Annotated in this window: 13 protein-coding genes; 7 read left to right on the forward strand and 6 right to left on the reverse strand. The window is 58.3% G+C overall.

Annotation, left to right across the window (positions count from 1 at the left end):
* Positions 1 to 189: 189 nt before the first annotated feature.
* From ssuB to ssuE, 5 genes are read right to left on the reverse strand one after another with little or no spacing between them, the layout of a single operon-like run.
* Positions 190 to 963 carry an aliphatic sulfonates ABC transporter ATP-binding protein gene (gene ssuB / locus VZP09_RS04960; RefSeq protein WP_032414736.1) on the reverse strand — a complete coding sequence of 258 codons (774 nt, stop codon included), beginning with the start codon at positions 961 to 963 and terminating at the stop codon, positions 190 to 192.
* On the reverse strand, positions 960 to 1,751 hold the full coding sequence (ssuC, locus tag VZP09_RS04965; RefSeq protein WP_004141755.1) for an aliphatic sulfonate ABC transporter permease SsuC: 792 nt from the start codon (positions 1,749 to 1,751) through the stop codon (positions 960 to 962). The genes ssuB and ssuC overlap by 4 nt, the downstream gene beginning before the upstream one ends.
* A 10-nt stretch (positions 1,752 to 1,761) precedes the next feature.
* Entirely contained in the window at positions 1,762 to 2,907 is a 1,146-nt protein-coding gene (ssuD, locus tag VZP09_RS04970) for an FMNH2-dependent alkanesulfonate monooxygenase (RefSeq protein ID WP_002898293.1), read from the reverse strand.
* Positions 2,904 to 3,866, reverse strand: a complete 963-nt coding sequence (locus VZP09_RS04975) for a sulfonate ABC transporter substrate-binding protein (protein WP_032414738.1) — start codon at positions 3,864 to 3,866, stop codon at positions 2,904 to 2,906. Before VZP09_RS04975 ends, ssuD begins: the two co-directional genes overlap by 4 nt.
* Positions 3,859 to 4,434: an NADPH-dependent FMN reductase gene (gene ssuE, locus VZP09_RS04980; RefSeq protein WP_002898296.1), complete on the reverse strand. Its 576-nt coding sequence runs from the start codon at positions 4,432 to 4,434 to the stop codon at positions 3,859 to 3,861. Before ssuE ends, VZP09_RS04975 begins: the two co-directional genes overlap by 8 nt.
* A 249-nt stretch (positions 4,435 to 4,683) precedes the next feature.
* Here ssuE and pyrD point away from each other — a divergent pair, with 249 nt between their 5' ends.
* Positions 4,684 to 5,694, forward strand: coding sequence for a quinone-dependent dihydroorotate dehydrogenase (gene pyrD / locus VZP09_RS04985; RefSeq protein WP_002898303.1), 1,011 nt, complete (start codon positions 4,684 to 4,686; stop codon positions 5,692 to 5,694).
* 169 nt (positions 5,695 to 5,863) lie between these two features.
* Positions 5,864 to 6,406: a cell division protein ZapC gene (gene zapC / locus VZP09_RS04990; RefSeq protein ID WP_002898308.1), complete on the forward strand. Its 543-nt coding sequence runs from the start codon at positions 5,864 to 5,866 to the stop codon at positions 6,404 to 6,406.
* Here the strand turns inward: zapC and VZP09_RS04995 are convergent.
* Positions 6,403 to 7,512: a YcbX family protein gene (locus tag VZP09_RS04995; protein ID WP_002898310.1), complete on the reverse strand. Its 1,110-nt coding sequence runs from the start codon at positions 7,510 to 7,512 to the stop codon at positions 6,403 to 6,405. The genes zapC and VZP09_RS04995 overlap by 4 nt on opposite strands.
* 99 nt (positions 7,513 to 7,611) lie before the next feature.
* Here VZP09_RS04995 and rlmKL point away from each other — a divergent pair, with 99 nt between their 5' ends.
* Genes rlmKL through pqiC form a run of 5 tightly spaced genes read left to right on the forward strand, consistent with a single transcriptional unit; the run spans position 7,612 to position 15,110 of the window.
* Positions 7,612 to 9,717, forward strand: a complete 2,106-nt coding sequence (gene rlmKL, locus VZP09_RS05000; RefSeq protein ID WP_004147847.1) for a bifunctional 23S rRNA (guanine(2069)-N(7))-methyltransferase RlmK/23S rRNA (guanine(2445)-N(2))-methyltransferase RlmL — start codon at positions 7,612 to 7,614, stop codon at positions 9,715 to 9,717.
* 12 nt (positions 9,718 to 9,729) lie between these two features.
* A complete protein-coding gene (locus VZP09_RS05005; RefSeq protein ID WP_004147848.1) occupies positions 9,730 to 11,637 on the forward strand; it encodes an ABC transporter ATP-binding protein in 1,908 nt (635 codons plus the stop codon).
* A 14-nt stretch (positions 11,638 to 11,651) separates the two neighbouring features.
* Positions 11,652 to 12,920 carry a membrane integrity-associated transporter subunit PqiA gene (gene pqiA, locus VZP09_RS05010; protein ID WP_002898387.1) on the forward strand — a complete coding sequence of 423 codons (1,269 nt, stop codon included), beginning with the start codon at positions 11,652 to 11,654 and terminating at the stop codon, positions 12,918 to 12,920.
* Positions 12,910 to 14,547: an intermembrane transport protein PqiB gene (gene pqiB, locus VZP09_RS05015; protein ID WP_002898390.1), complete on the forward strand. Its 1,638-nt coding sequence runs from the start codon at positions 12,910 to 12,912 to the stop codon at positions 14,545 to 14,547. Before pqiA ends, pqiB begins: the two co-directional genes overlap by 11 nt.
* Positions 14,547 to 15,110, forward strand: coding sequence for a membrane integrity-associated transporter subunit PqiC (gene pqiC / locus VZP09_RS05020; protein WP_002898392.1), 564 nt, complete (start codon positions 14,547 to 14,549; stop codon positions 15,108 to 15,110). The genes pqiB and pqiC overlap by 1 nt, the downstream gene beginning before the upstream one ends.
* Positions 15,111 to 15,161 lie beyond the last annotated feature (51 nt).

A 15,161-nucleotide genomic window follows, 5' to 3' on the forward strand; every position in this document is an offset into this window, starting at 1 on the left:
GGATTGCGGCGCGCCTTGCGCCCTGTCCGGGTTACCCGTTAGCGTGGTGATGTTGTCGGGCGGCGCGATGCTTACCCGACCTGGAATACACGGCTGATTTGGCGTTGGTAGCCCGGCTGTGCAACGCGCGAGCCGGGGACATGTCGGATGACGATATGCCCCCGTTCAGACAGCGGACAGTTACGCCGGTCAGCCATGACTAAACAAACGCGGCGCACGCTCGCTGTCGCCGCGTTTCATCACCCGATCCAGTACTTCAGCCTCCAGCTCGGCCAGCTTCGCCGAACCGGTGCGCCGCGGTCGCGGGATATCCACGCTTAAATCGAGGCCAATCTTCTTCTCTTCAATTAACAGCACCCGATCGGCCATGGCCACCGCTTCACTGACGTCGTGCGTGACCAGCAGGACCGTAAAGCCATGCTCCTGCCACAGGGAGACGATCAGCTCCTGCATCTCCAGACGGGTGAGGGCATCCAGCGCCCCCAGCGGTTCGTCCAGCAGCAGCAGGCGCGGGCGATGGATCAGCGCGCGGGCCAGCGCAACGCGCTGCTTCTGCCCACCCGACAGCGCGGCCGGCCACTCCTGTGCGCGGCTTTCAAGTCCGACACTGGCCAACGCCTGCAGGGCGGCGTCGCGCCAGGCGCCTTTTAGCCCCAGCCCCACGTTATCAATCACTGTTTTCCACGGCAGCAGGCGCGGATCCTGAAACATCATCCGGGTGTCGTCCTGGATCGCCGCCAGGGGCGTCGCGCCAGCCAGCAGTTCGCCGGCGTTTGGTTTTTCCAGACCTGCCAGCAGGCGCAGCAGGGTACTTTTGCCGCCGCCGCTGCGGCCCACCACCGCCACAAACTGGCCGCTGGGAATATGCAGATCCAGCTCGTTAAGAATGGTGTTGTCGCCATAGCGTTTCGTCACCCCGTTCAGCAGCAGCGGGATACCTGGGTTGAGACGGGCAGTGTTCATGCGTTAGCCTCCTGAAGATGATACGCCGGATTCCAGCGCAGCCAGAGCCGTTCCAGCAGCTGGGCGCAGACGTCGGCCAGTTTGCCAAGGATGGCGTAAAGAATGATCGCCACTACCACCACGTCGGTTTGCAGAAATTCACGCGCGTTCATCGCCAGATAACCGATGCCGGCATTCGCCGAGATAGTTTCGGCGACAATAAGCGTCAGCCACATCAGACCAAGGGCAAAACGCACGCCGACCATAACTGAGGGCAGGGCGCCGGGTAATATCACGTGACGGAACAGGGCGAAGCCGGATAAGCCATAGCTGCGCGCCATCTCAACCAGCCCACGGTCAATATTGCGGATCCCGTGCCAGGTGTTGATATAGATCGGGAACAGGGTGCCCAGCGAGACAAGGAAGATCTTGGCGGTCTCATCGATGCCGAACCACAAGATCACCAGCGGGATCAGCGCCAGATGCGGGACATTGCGCAGCATCTGGATCGAGGTATCCAGCAGACGCTCGCCCCAGCGAGACAGGCCGCTGATCAGGCCGAGTATTAGCCCGATCGAGCCGCCGATGGCGAAGCCGACCAGCGCCCGCCACGAGCTGATGGCCAGATGCTGCCACAGCTCACCGCTGGCCGAGAGGGTCCAGAACGCTTTCAATACCCCCTCCGGCGAGGGCAGCACCCGCGTCGACAGCCAGCCGACGGACGAGGCCAGCTGCCAGACAATGACCGTCCCTACCGGCAGCAGCCAGGGGGCGAGGCGTAACAACAGGGGATGGGTTGATTTTGCCATCACGGTCTCCTCAGCTTTGCGCTACTTTACGCGGAATAAACTCGTTGGCGACCGCTTCCCCCTGCAGACGCAGGTTTTGCGGCTGCGGGATGGACGGCACCGCGACGTCAAGCAGGGGGAACAGCAGCTCTCCGACCCGGTACGCCTCTTCCAGATGCGGATAGCCGGAAAAGATAAAGCTATCGATACCCAGCGCGGCGTATTCATTGATCCGTTCGGCAACGGTGGCGGCATCGCCCACCAGCGCGGTCCCGGCGCCGCCGCGCGCTAAACCCACGCCAGCCCACAGGTTGGGGCTGATTTCCAGCTTATCGCGTCGCCCGTTGTGCAGGGCCGCCATCCTTTGCTGGCCGACGGAGTCGGTTCTGGCGAAAGCCGCCTGGGCGCGGGCGATCGTCTCGTCGTCAAGATGGGAGATAAGGCTGTCCGCCGCCTGCCACGCTTCCTCGTTGGTTTCCCTGACGATCACGTGCAGACGGATGCCGAAACGCACCTGGCGACCATGCCGGGCGGCTTTCTCTCGCACCTGAGCTATTTTCTCTGCCACCTGGGCCGGCGGTTCTCCCCAGGTAAGATAAAGATCGACCTGCTCAGCGGCCAGCTCCTGCGCTACCTCAGACGAGCCGCCGAAATAGAGCGGTGGACGCGGCTGCTGCAGTGGCGGAAACAGCAGTTTGGCGTCGCGAACGCGCTGATGCTTGCCGTTAAAGGTGACGGTTTCTCCCTCCATCAGCTTGCGCCAGATGTGGGTAAATTCAGCCGAGGCCTCATAGCGCTCGGTGTGGTCGAGGAAGACGCCGTCGCCTGCCAGTTCGGCAGGATCGCTGCCGGTGACCAGATTGAACAGCGCCCGGCCGTTTGACAGCCGGTCCAGGGTCGCCGCCTGACGCGCGGCCACCGTCGGCGATACCACGCTTGGCCTGAGGGCGACAAGGAACTTCAGCCGCTGCGTCACCGGGATCATTGAGGCCGCGACCAGCCACGCATCCTCACAAGAGCGTCCGGTCGGGATCAGCACGCCGGTGAAGCCCAGCCGATCCGCCGTCTGCGCGATTTGCTGCAGATAGCCATAATCGACCGGACGGGCACCCTCTTCGGTACCCAGATAACGACCATCACCATGGGTCGGTAAAAACCAGAACATATTCAGACTCATGATTTCGCTCCTTGTGTGGCGGTGGGCTGCCAGATGCGGGCCCGGATATCAACTTTTTTTGGCACCAGCTTGTTCTCGTAGAACAGGTCTGCCGTCTGCTGCTGGCGAGCGGCGGTTTCGGCGCTCACCGGGGTAACCGCGGTGGGGGGACGATGGTCCAGATAGCTGGCGATCACCGCCTCCGGTAAGCCCATCGTTTTCGCCAGCAGCGTAATGCTTTGCGCGCGTTGGCTGTGGGTCAGGGCATCGGCCTGAGTAAAGGTGTCGAGTACGCCTTCAATGAAAGCGCCATTGCGTTCAGCGTAGGGCCGGGAAGCAAGATAGAAGGATCCCGTCTGTTTCAGATCGGTTCCGTCAGTGAGTACCCGGGCGCCGCCCTGCAGCAGCGCGGCGGAGTAGTACGGATCCCAGATGGCCCATGCGTCGACATTGCCCTGCTGAAAGGCGGCGCGCGCATCGGCGGGGGCAAGGTAAACCGGCTGAATATCGCTAAATTTCAGACCTGCGAGCTGTAGGGCGCGCAGCAGCAGATTGTGGGAGCTGGAGCCTTTCTGAAAAGCGACCTTTTTCCCTTTTAACTCAGCAACGTTATGAATCGGGCTGCCCTGCGCCACCAGGATCACCTCCGCCTTGGGCTTGGGCGGCTCCGCGCCGATATAGACCAAATCGGCGCCTGCCGCCTGGGCAAAGATAGGCGGAATATCGCCGGTACTGCCGATATCAATGCTGCCGACGTTCAGCGCCTCCAGCATCTGCGGACCGGCCGGGAACTCAATCCACGAGATATGGGTTTGCGGATAGCGCTGCTCCAGCAGCTGATGGCTCTTCGCCAGCACCATGCTGACGCTGCCTTTCTGGTAGCCGATGCGCAGAGCGTCAGGCGCCGCCGAGGCGGCGTGACCCAGCGTAGAGAATAGCAGCAGTCCGCCCAGAGTCAGGGCGCGGAGAGGATTAAGCATGCTCCACCCCACGCAGAGATGTTAACGACGGCGCACGGCTGCTGGGGCGATGCAGCGCCTGCCAGAAGGTCTCCAGGGCGTCATCAAGGCGCCGCTGCAGATTCGCGGTAAACTGCGGCTTATGCTGGTAATCGGTCACCTGGCTGTCATCAGCGAAGACGCCATGGAGGATCTCCTGGGCCTTGAGGGCATTCAGCACTGGCTTCAGCGCGTAGTCCACTGCCAGCATGTGGGCGATGGTGCCGCCGGTGGCCAGCGGCAGCACAATTTTGCCCTCCAGCGCTCGCTCAGGCAGCAGGTCGAGCAGCGTTTTCAGCGCGCCGGAGAACGAGGCTTTATACACCGGCGTGGCGATGATCAGGCCATCAGCCCCGGCCAGCTGTTCGTTGAGCGTCTGCAGCGCCGGGTTGTCAAAACGAGCGTACAGGAGGTCTTCCGGGGCAAAGTTCTGCAGATGCCAGTGGCAGACTTCGATATCGGCGGCGGTGAGCGTCTCTCTGGCGTATTCCAGCAAAGCGCTGGAACGGGAAGGGTAACGCGGGCTGCCCGCAAGCGTAATGACGCGCATCTCTCTCTCCTTATAACTAAATGTTTGCATTTATCTATAATTGATAACATTTATAGTGAGTGTGACAGAGGGCCATTATTTCCCTAAATGATTTATCCGCGGTTAGATAGCCGAAAAGCGCATAATGGCGCGCGGGGTAGGTAATCGTTTGCGCTGATGGGGGATTTTTTGTCGCAGGTCAATTCCCTTTCCGCAACAGATCGCACATAATACGCCCCCGGTTTGCACACCGGGAATCCAGGAGAGTTCATGTACTACCCCTTCGTTCGTAAAGCCCTTTTTCAGCTCGATCCTGAGCGCGCTCATGAAGTTACCTTTCAACAATTACGCCGTGTCACCGGGACGCCGCTGGAAATGCTGGTTCGCCAGAAGGTACCGGCCAGGCCTGTCACCTGCATGGGGCTAACCTTTAAAAACCCGCTGGGTCTGGCGGCCGGGCTGGATAAAAATGGGGAATGCATTGACGCGCTGGGCGCGATGGGGTTTGGTTCGATTGAGATCGGCACCGTGACGCCGCGTCCGCAGCCGGGCAACGATAAGCCAAGGATCTTCCGTCTGGTTGATGCCGAGGGATTGATCAACCGCATGGGCTTTAATAACCATGGCGTCGATAACCTGGTTGAGAACGTGAAAAAGGCGCATTTTGACGGCGTGCTGGGTATCAATATCGGCAAAAATAAAGATACGCCGGTTGAGCACGGGAAAGATGATTACCTGATTTGTATGGAAAAAGTCTATCCGTACGCCGGGTATATCGCCATTAATATCTCCTCGCCGAATACCCCAGGGCTGCGCACGCTGCAATACGGCGAAGCGCTGGATGATTTACTCTCCGGTATTAAAAATAAGCAGCTCGAGCTGCAGCAGAAGCATCAAAAATATGTCCCGGTCGCCGTAAAGATCGCGCCGGATCTTTTGCCTGAGGAATTGATCCAGGTTGCCGATAGCCTCGTGCGTCATAATATTGATGGCGTGATTGCAACCAATACCACCCTCGATCGTTCCCTGGTTCAGGGAATGAAACATTGCGATGAGACCGGCGGGCTTAGCGGTCGTCCATTACAATTAAAAAGCACTGAAATTATCCGTATGCTCTCCGCTGAGCTGAATGGCCGTTTGCCTATCATCGGCGTGGGCGGCATTGATTCGGTGATTGCCGCGCGGGAAAAGATTGCCGCCGGGGCATCGCTGGTGCAGATCTATTCTGGATTTATTTTTAAAGGTCCGCCGCTGATTAAAGAAATTGTTACCCACATCTAATCTTTTCCTCCTCTGAATCCCACCCAGGGCTTTATTTCCGGCCCTGGTTGTTTTATATTCCCTCACTGTTGCTTATTTAAACATTTTAGACTTTTCTTAATTTTAGAAAATATTCTGCGGTAAGTCGCAACAACTTTGCAGAGGCGTATGAAAGGGGACAGGGGGAAAAATGCGGATTAAACCTGACGATAACTGGCGTTGGTATTACGATGAAGAGCACGACCGCATGATGCTCGATCTGGCCAATGGCATGTTATTTCGCTCGCGCTTCGCCCGGCGCATGCTGACTCCGGATGCCTTTGCCCCTTCGGGATTTTGCGTTGATGACGCCGCGCTCTATTTCTCTTTTGAAGAAAAATGTCGCGATCTCGAGCTATCGAAAGAGCAGCGGGCGGAATTAGTCCTTAACGCGCTCACCGCCATCCGTTTTCTCAAACCGCAGATGCCGAAAAGCTGGCACTTTATCGCCCATACCCATCACTGGCAGCCGAGCGGCGGCGACGCCGCCTGCGTTTGGCTGAGCGATACCGGCGAGCAGGTGAATTTACTGGTGGTGGAGCCGGGCGATAACGCCGCGCTCTGTCTGTTGGCTCAGCCGGGTCTCACCCTTGCCGGCCGCGTCATGCAGCTGGGCGATGTCATTAAAATCATGAATGACAGACTGCAGCCGGCGCAGAGCGCGGTCAGCTACAGTCTGGGGCAGGCGGTTTAAGGCGCCAGGCGTAGCGCTGTTTTCGGTACACAGCTGCAGGCGAGAATAGTGCCATCTCCGGCAACCGCGTTTTTCTTTAACGGACTCACTTCTCCCTCTTCCAGCCGGATGCGGCAGCTGCCGCAGATCCCCGCCCGACACGAATAGGGTACGCGAATGCCCTGTTGTTCCAGTTGCTCCAGCAGCACCTGCTGATTATTGCCGGTAAACTGTTGACCCTGCCATTCGATGGCAACCGTAGCCTGCTGCTGCGCCTCGGGAGCCGGGGTATCGTCGCTTTCACCTGCCCCGTAGGCTTTCGCCGGGCCGCGGGTAAGAATTTCCACTTCATCTCCCACCCGGATCACCCCGCTGTTGCGGGCAATCAGGTTCTGGCCAAAATCGACATCGCCATTGTCCAGCGCGGTACGAAAACGCTTTAAGGTTTCCAGCGGCTCCCCGGCGGGATGCTTCTGACCGCGCTCCGGGCTGACGGTGGTAAAAATGCAGCGGCTGCACGGCTTAGCGACATCAAACACCACCTCGCCGATGCGGATCACTTTCCAGCTATCTTCATCCCAGGCCGCCGCGCCGGTGACCACAAGGTTAGGGCGAAACTGTTCTATGCTTACGCTGGCCGGGCAGCGCTGTTGCAGATCGCGCAGGGAGGCCTCGTTAGCCAGCAGGTAAGGGTAGCCGTCGGCGAAGGAGAGCGGCACCGCATCATGGCGCTTTACCCGGCGGGTTAGCTGCGGCCCCAGCCAGCGCAGCTGGACATCGCGCTTGAAAAAGCCGCTGAGCCACTGGTTAACGGCGGCGGGCGCGATGAGGGCGGTAAAATGGTTGCCCCAGACTTCGGTCGGCTCGGCCTGCGTGGCGAAATCGCTAAAACGCACCACGGCGCTGCTGCCGTCCGGTGCGGTCAGGTGAAGGCCATCATGCAGCGGCGCCGGAATAAATTTCACCATTTGCGGAAACTGGCGAGCGGTAATAAAGGTCCCGTCGGTTTCGGTGACCATAAACAGGCGATCGAAGGCCAGGCCGCTGATATCAGCAAAGGCGTGGGTCAGGCCTATGCCGCGCATGGATTTAACAGGATGAATAAAAAGTCGCGATAGCGTTACCATACGCTGCCTCCGGGTTCCAAAAATAAGCCTATAACTTTATGACATAGGGCACATATTGGCTATAATGCGCACCAATTTTCTTTAAGTAAAAGTGACGATATGAATTCTCTGTTTGCCAGTACGGCTCGTGGGCTGGAAGAGCTGTTAAAAACTGAACTGGAAGGGCTTGGCGCGACGGACTGCCAGGTAGTCCAGGGCGGGGTCCATTTTCAGGGGGATACGCGCCTGCTGTATCAAAGCCTGATGTGGAGCCGGCTGGCTTCGCGCATCATGCTGCCGCTGGGCGAATGTCGCGTATACAGCGATCTGGATCTGTACCTCGGCGTACAGGCCATCCCGTGGACGGAGATGTTCAACCCTGGCGCCACCTTCGCGGTGCATTTTAGCGGCCTCAATGATGAGATCCGTAACAGCCAGTACGGCGCGCTGAAGGTTAAAGACGCCATTGTCGACAGCTTCACCCGTAAGAATCTGCCGCGCCCGAACGTCGATCGTGAGTCGCCCGATCTGCGGATCAACGTCTGGCTGAACAAAGAGACGGCGCACATCTCGCTGGATCTGAGCGGCGAAGGCCTGCACCTGCGCGGCTATCGCGATGGTACCGGAATGGCGCCGATCAAAGAAAACCTCGCGGCGGCGATCGTCATGCGCTCTGGCTGGGTACCAGGTACGCCGCTGCTCGATCCGATGTGCGGCTCCGGTACCCTGCTGATTGAAGCGGCGATGCTGGCGACCGACCGCGCGCCGGGCCTGCACCGCGGCCACTGGGGCTTTGGCGGCTGGGCGCAGCACGATGACGCCATCTGGAAAGAGGTGAAGGCGGAAGCGCAAACCCGCGCTCGTCAGGGATTGGCAGCGTATGAGTCACGCTTCTACGGCTCAGACGTCGACGCGCGCGTAATCGAGCGCGCGCGCCGCAACGCCCGCCGCGCCGGCATTGGCGAGCTGATCGATTTTGACGTGAAAGACGTCGCCCAACTGAACAACCCGCTGCCGAAAGGCCCGTACGGGACGGTGATCAGTAACCCGCCGTACGGCGAACGTCTGGAAAGCGAGCCAGCGCTGATCGCTCTGCACAGCCTGCTTGGCCGGATAATGAAAAGTCAGTTCGGCGGCTGGAACCTGTCGGTATTCAGCGCTTCGCCGGAGCTGCTGAGTTGCCTGCAGCTGCGTGCCGACAAGCAGTTTAAAGCCAAGAACGGCCCGCTGGACTGCGTGCAGAAGAATTATCACCTGGCGGAGAGCGAAGGCGGCAAGCCGGCGATGCTGGCGGAGGATTTTGCTAACCGTCTGCGTAAAAACCTGAAGAAGTTTGAAAAATGGGCCCGCCAGGAAGGAATTGAATGCTATCGCCTGTACGATGCTGATCTACCGGAATACAACGTGGCCATTGACCGCTATGCCGACTGGGTGGTGGTCCAGGAGTATGCCCCGCCGAAAACCGTCGACGCGCATAAGGCGCGCCAGCGTCTGTTCGACATCATCGCTGCGACTATCGCCGTACTGGACATGGCGCCTAACAAGCTGGTGCTGAAAACCCGTGAACGGCAGAAGGGGAAAAACCAGTATCAGAAGATGGCGGAGAAGGGCGACTTTATTGAGGTACAGGAGTATAACGCGCGCCTGTGGGTCAACCTCACCGACTACCTGGATACCGGTCTGTTCCTCGACCACCGTATCGCCCGTCGCATGCTCGGCCAGATGAGTAAAGGTAAGGACTTCCTGAACCTGTTCTCCTATACCGGCAGCGCCAGCGTCCACGCAGGCCTCGGCGGTGCGCGATCCACCACCACGGTGGATATGTCACGCACCTACCTGGAGTGGGCGGAACGCAACCTGCGTCTCAATGGCCTGACCGGCCGCGCGCATCGCCTGATGCAGGCGGACGTGCTGGGTTGGCTGCGGGAAAGCACCGAGCAGTTCGATCTGATCTTTATCGATCCGCCGACCTTTTCCAACTCCAAACGGATGGAAGATGCGTTTGACGTCCAGCGCGATCACATTCGCCTGATGACCGATCTAAAACGTCTGCTGCGTAAAGGCGGCACCATTATGTTCTCGAATAACAAACGCGGTTTCCGTATGGATCATGACGGGCTGGCGGCGCTTGGCCTGAAGGCGCAAGAGATTTCGCAAAAAACGCTGTCGCAGGATTTTGCCCGCAACCGTCAGATCCACAACTGCTGGCTGATTACCGCAGCCTGAAAGGAATAAATAATGTCACTGATTAGTATGCACGGCGCCTGGCTTTCCTTCAGCGATGCGCCGCTGCTGGATAATGCCGAGCTGCATATTGAAGATAACGAACGCGTCTGCCTCGTCGGACGCAACGGCGCCGGTAAATCTACCCTGATGAAGATCCTCAACCGCGAACAGGGGCTGGATGACGGACGCATCATTTATGAACAGGACCTGATCGTGGCGCGTCTGCAGCAGGATCCGCCGCGGAACGTTGCTGGTACGGTGTACGATTTTGTCGCCGAAGGGATCGCCGAGCAGGCGGCTTATCTGAAAGCCTACCATGACGTGTCGCATCAGGTGATGACCGATCCGAGCGACAAAAATTTAAATGAACTGGCGCGCCTGCAGGAGCAGCTCGATAACCTGGGACTATGGCAGCTGGACAGCCGCATTAACGAAGTGATTGAGCAGCTGGGCCTTGACGCCAATGCGCAGCTGGCGTCGCTGTCCGGTGGCTGGCTACGTAAAGCGGCGCTGGGCCGCGCCCTGGTCAGTGGGCCGCGCGTGCTGCTGCTGGATGAGCCCACTAACCACCTCGATATCGAAACCATCGACTGGCTGGAAGGTTTCCTGAAAACCTTTAAAGGCACGATTATCTTTATTTCGCATGACCGTTCCTTTATCCGCAATATGGCGACGCGCATTGTCGACCTCGATCGTGGCAAGCTGGTGACCTATCCGGGAAATTACGATCAGTATCTCCTCGATAAAGAAGAAGCCCTGCGGGTCGAAGAACTGCAGAATGCGGAATTTGACCGCAAGCTGGCCCAGGAAGAGGTGTGGATCCGTCAGGGTATCAAAGCGCGCCGGACCCGTAACGAAGGCCGAGTCCGCGCGCTGAAGGCGATGCGCCGCGAGCGCGGTGAGCGCCGGGAAGTGATGGGCAGCGCGAAGATGCAGGTTGAGGAGGCTTCCCGTTCCGGCAAAATCGTCTTTGAGATGGAAAACGTCAACTATCAGGTTGACGGCAAAGTGCTGGTGAAGGATTTCTCCGCACAGATCCAGCGCGGCGACAAGATCGCCCTGATCGGCCCCAACGGCTGCGGGAAAACCACGTTGCTGAAGCTGATGCTCGGCCAGCTGCAGGCCGACAGCGGGCGGATCCATGTTGGCACCAAGCTGGAGGTCGCCTACTTCGACCAGCACCGCGCGGAGTTGGATCCGGATAAAACGGTGATGGACAACCTGGCGGAAGGCAAACAGGAGGTAATGGTTAACGGTAAACCACGCCATGTGCTGGGTTATCTACAGGACTTCCTGTTCCATCCAAAACGAGCGATGACCCCGGTACGTGCGCTTTCCGGAGGGGAACGTAACCGCCTGCTGCTGGCCCGGCTGTTCCTGAAACCCAGCAATCTGCTGATCCTTGATGAACCGACTAACGACCTCGATGTTGAAACGCTGGAGCTGCTGGAAGAGCTGATCGATGGCTATCAGGGGACCGTGATGCTGGTGAGCCACGATCGTCAGTTTGTCGACAATACCGTGACCGAGTGCTGGATCTTCGAAGGCGGCGGTCGTATTGGCCAGTACGTCGGCGGCTATCACGACGCCCGCGGTCAGCAGGCCCAGTCTTTGGCGCAAAAGCAGACGGTCGTTAAAAAAACGACGGAAGTCGCTCAGCCAAAAGCAGAAACTGTCAAACGCGGCGGGAACAAACTAAGCTATAACCTGCAGCGCGAGCTGGAACAACTGCCGCAGAAGCTGGAGGCTCTCGAGGCCGAACTGCAGACGTTGCAGGATCAGGTTGCCGATCCCGATTTCTTCGGGCAACCGCACGATCGCACGCAGCAGGTGCTGGCGCAGCTGGCCGAAGCGGAGCAGGCGCTGGAAGCGGCCTTTGAACGCTGGGAATATCTCGAAGGATTAAAGAACGGCGCCTGAGCTGAGGAGTTGTCATGTGCGATCATCATCATGCTGCGCGACATATTCTATGTCCCCAATGTGATTTGCTGGTGGCTTTGCCGCAGCTTGAGCATCGCCAGAAAGCCGCCTGCCCGCGCTGCGGTACAACGTTAACCACCACGTGGGACGCGCCTCGCCAGCGTCCCACGGCGTATGCGCTGGTCGCGCTGTTTATGCTGCTGCTGGCCAACCTGTTCCCTTTTATCTATATGAAAGTGGGCGGCATCAGTAGCGAAATAGAGCTGCTGGAAATTCCCAACGTACTGTTTACCGAGGATTACGCCAGTCTCGGGACTTTCTTTTTACTCTTTGTTCAATTAGTGCCGGCGTTTTGCCTGGTCACCATTTTGCTGCTGGTTAATCGGGTCAGAATGCCTGCCGGCCTGAAGACGTTCCTTGCGCGAATTCTCTTTCAACTGAAAACCTGGGGCATGGCGGAGATCTTTCTTGCCGGCGTGCTGGTGAGCTTCGTCAAGCTGATGGCCTACGGTGATATTGGCATCGGTCTGAGCTTTGTTCCCTGGTGTATGTTTTGCCTGCTGCAGTTACGTACTTTTCAGTGCGTCGACCGCCGCTGGCTATGGGATGATATTGCCCCCATGCCGGCCATTACCCAGCCGCTGAAGGTCGGGGTGACCGGTATCCGTCAGGGGCTGCGCTCCTGTGCCTGCTGTACGGCGGTGTTGCCGGTCGATCAGACCGCCTGCCCGCGCTGTAACAGTAAAGGAACGGCGCGGCGCAAAAATAGCCTGCAGTGGACGCTGGCGCTGCTGGTGACGTCATTTATCCTTTATCTCCCTGCCAACATTATGCCGATCATGATCACCGATCTGCTGGGCGATAAAATGCCATCGACCATTATGGCCGGGGTGATTTTACTGTGGAGCGAAGGTTCATATCCGGTGGCGCTGGTGATCTTTATCGCCAGTATTATGGTGCCGACGCTGAAGATGATCGCTATCGCCTGGTTATGCTGGAACGCCAACGGCAACGGCGCGCGAGATTCGGAGCGCATGCATCTGATCTATGAGGTGGTGGAATTTGTTGGCCGCTGGTCAATGATTGACGTTTTTGTCATCGCCGTGCTCTCTGCGCTGGTCCGTATGGGAGGGTTAATGAATATCTATCCAGCCATCGGCGCGGTCATGTTTGCGCTGGTGGTGGTGATGACCATGTTTTCAGCCATGACATTTGATCCCCGTTTACTGTGGGATCGTGAGCCAGATTCAAGCCATGAGGAAATACAACAACATGGAAAATAAGAGCGGAGAAGCGAAAGTGCAGAAGGTGAAGAACTGGTCACCGGTGTGGATCTTCCCTATCGTCACTGCGCTGATCGGGGCATGGATCCTGTTTTATCATTACAGCCATCAGGGGCCTGAGGTCACGCTGATCACCACCAATGCGGAAGGGATTGAAGGGGGAAAAACCCGGATCAAGAGCCGCAGCGTAGACGTTGGGGTGGTGGAGAGCGCGACGCTGACCGACGATCTCACCCACGTGGAAATCAAAGCCCGCCTCAATTCCGGGATGCAGAAGCTGCTGCACAACGATTCCGTCTTCTGGGTGGTAAAGCCGCAGGTTGGGCGCGAGGGGATCAGCGGTCTTGGGACATTGTTGTCCGGGGCCTATATTGAACTGCAGCCAGGAACGAAAGGTTCGGTGCCAGCGCAGTATCCGCTACTGGATTCTCCGCCGCTGGCCTCGCCGGATGCCAAGGGGATCCGTATTCTGCTGGAAAGCAGCAAGGCGGGCCAGCTGTCGCCGGGCGATCCGGTGTTGTTCCGCGGCTATCGCGTGGGGTCAGTGGAAACCAGCACCTTCGACACGCAGAAACGTCGTATTACTTACCAGCTGTTCATCAATGCGCCGAACGATCGCCTGGTGACCACCAACGTTCGTTTCTGGAAGGACAGCGGGATCGCTGTAGATTTGACCTCGGCGGGGATGCGCGTCGAGATGGGCTCGCTGTCGACGCTGTTTGGCGGCGGGGTGAGCTTCGATATTCCTGAAGGACTGGACCTCGGCGAGCCGGTGGCGAATAAAACGGAATACCATCTGTTTGACGATCAAAAGAGCATTCAGGATTCAGTCTTTACCGAGCATATCGATTACGTCATGTTCTTCAAAGACTCGGTTCGCGGCCTGCAGCCGGGCGCGCCGGTGGAGTTCCGCGGTATCCGTCTGGGCACCGTCGGCAAAGTGCCGTTCTTTATTCCGGGGCTGAAGCAGCGTTTGAACGATGACTATCGTATTCCAGTGGAAGTGCGGGTTGAACCGCAACGGCTGATTAATCAGCTTGGCGGTGATCCGAATATTCGCGCCCACATTGACGATCTGATCAACCGCGGACTGCGCGGCTCGCTGAAAACCGGTAACCTGGTGACCGGCGCGCTGTATATCGATCTCGACTTCTATCCGAAGGCGCCCCCGCGCGGGAAAATACAGGAGTTTAACGGCTATCCGATTATCCCGACCATCAGCGGTGGACTGGCACAGATCCAGCAGCGTCTGATGGATGCGCTGGATAAGATTAATAACCTGCCGATTAATCCGCTGCTGGAGCAGGCGACCAGCACCCTGGCGCAGAGCGAGAAGACGATGCAGCACGTGCAGACCACGCTGGATAATCTGAATAAGATCACCTCCAGCCAGTCAATGCAGCAGCTGCCCGCCGATATGCAGACGACGCTGCGTGAACTGAACCGTAGCATGCAGGGCTTCCAGCCGGGCTCTGCGGCCTACAATAAGATGGTGGCCGATATGCAGCGTCTGGATCAGGTGCTGCGTGAGCTGCAGCCGGTTCTGAAAACGCTAAATGATAAGAGCAATGCGCTGGTATTTGAGGCGAAGGATAAAAAAGATCCACAGCCGAAGGGAGCGAAATAATGAAAAAATGGTTACTGGCGGCAGCCGTATGCGTACTGACGGCGTGCAGTAGCGGCGGGGAAAGCAAGACATACTATCAGCTACCGGTTGTGCAGGGCGGCGCGCAGAGCGCCGCCAGTCAGGGGGCACGTCTGCTGTGGGTAGAGCAGGTCAGCATCCCGGATTATCTGGCGGGTAACGGGGTGGTCTATCAGACCACCGACGTGCAGTATGTGATCGCCAATAATAATCTGTGGGCCAGTCCGCTGGATCAGCAGCTGCGCACTACGCTGGTGGCAAATCTCAGCCAGCAGTTGCCCGGCTGGGTAGTGTCGTCCCAGCCGCTGGGGAGCGAGCAGGATACCCTCAACGTTGCGGTCAATGGCTTTCATGGTCGCTATGACGGGCGGGTTATCGTTAGCGGTGAGTGGCTGCTGAAGCATCAGGGACAGCTGATTAAGCGCCCGTTTAACATCGTCCTCAGGCAGGAACAGGATGGTTATGACGCGATGGTCAAGACCCTGGCGCAGGCGTGGAGCCAGGAGGCGGCTGCCATTGCCAGCGAGCTTAATCGTCTGCCATAAGTAAAATTCATCATAATGACCTGCCGCGCGGTTCACCTGGGCCGCGCGGCA

It is taken from the genome of Klebsiella sp. EMBS2024 (assembly GCF_036233805.1).
Taxonomy (GTDB): Bacteria; Pseudomonadota; Gammaproteobacteria; order Enterobacterales; family Enterobacteriaceae; genus Klebsiella; species Klebsiella pneumoniae.

What these genes read in the sequence shown, in the direction of transcription:
- pqiB (WP_002898390.1), top strand. Translation starts at nt 12,910, where the DNA reads ATGGAAAATAAGAGCGGAGAAGCGAAAGTGCAGAAGGTGAAGAACTGG.
- VZP09_RS05005 (WP_004147848.1), top strand. Translation starts at nt 9,730, where the DNA reads ATGTCACTGATTAGTATGCACGGCGCCTGGCTTTCCTTCAGCGATGCG.
- pyrD (WP_002898303.1), top strand. Translation starts at nt 4,684, where the DNA reads ATGTACTACCCCTTCGTTCGTAAAGCCCTTTTTCAGCTCGATCCTGAG.
- rlmKL (WP_004147847.1), top strand. Translation starts at nt 7,612, where the DNA reads ATGAATTCTCTGTTTGCCAGTACGGCTCGTGGGCTGGAAGAGCTGTTA.
- ssuC (WP_004141755.1), bottom strand. Translation starts at nt 1,751, where the DNA reads ATGGCAAAATCAACCCATCCCCTGTTGTTACGCCTCGCCCCCTGGCTG.
- zapC (WP_002898308.1), top strand. Translation starts at nt 5,864, where the DNA reads ATGCGGATTAAACCTGACGATAACTGGCGTTGGTATTACGATGAAGAG.
- ssuB (WP_032414736.1), bottom strand. Translation starts at nt 963, where the DNA reads ATGAACACTGCCCGTCTCAACCCAGGTATCCCGCTGCTGCTGAACGGG.
- pqiA (WP_002898387.1), top strand. Translation starts at nt 11,652, where the DNA reads ATGTGCGATCATCATCATGCTGCGCGACATATTCTATGTCCCCAATGT.
- pqiC (WP_002898392.1), top strand. Translation starts at nt 14,547, where the DNA reads ATGAAAAAATGGTTACTGGCGGCAGCCGTATGCGTACTGACGGCGTGC.
- ssuD (WP_002898293.1), bottom strand. Translation starts at nt 2,907, where the DNA reads ATGAGTCTGAATATGTTCTGGTTTTTACCGACCCATGGTGATGGTCGT.
- ssuE (WP_002898296.1), bottom strand. Translation starts at nt 4,434, where the DNA reads ATGCGCGTCATTACGCTTGCGGGCAGCCCGCGTTACCCTTCCCGTTCC.
- VZP09_RS04975 (WP_032414738.1), bottom strand. Translation starts at nt 3,866, where the DNA reads ATGCTTAATCCTCTCCGCGCCCTGACTCTGGGCGGACTGCTGCTATTC.
- VZP09_RS04995 (WP_002898310.1), bottom strand. Translation starts at nt 7,512, where the DNA reads ATGGTAACGCTATCGCGACTTTTTATTCATCCTGTTAAATCCATGCGC.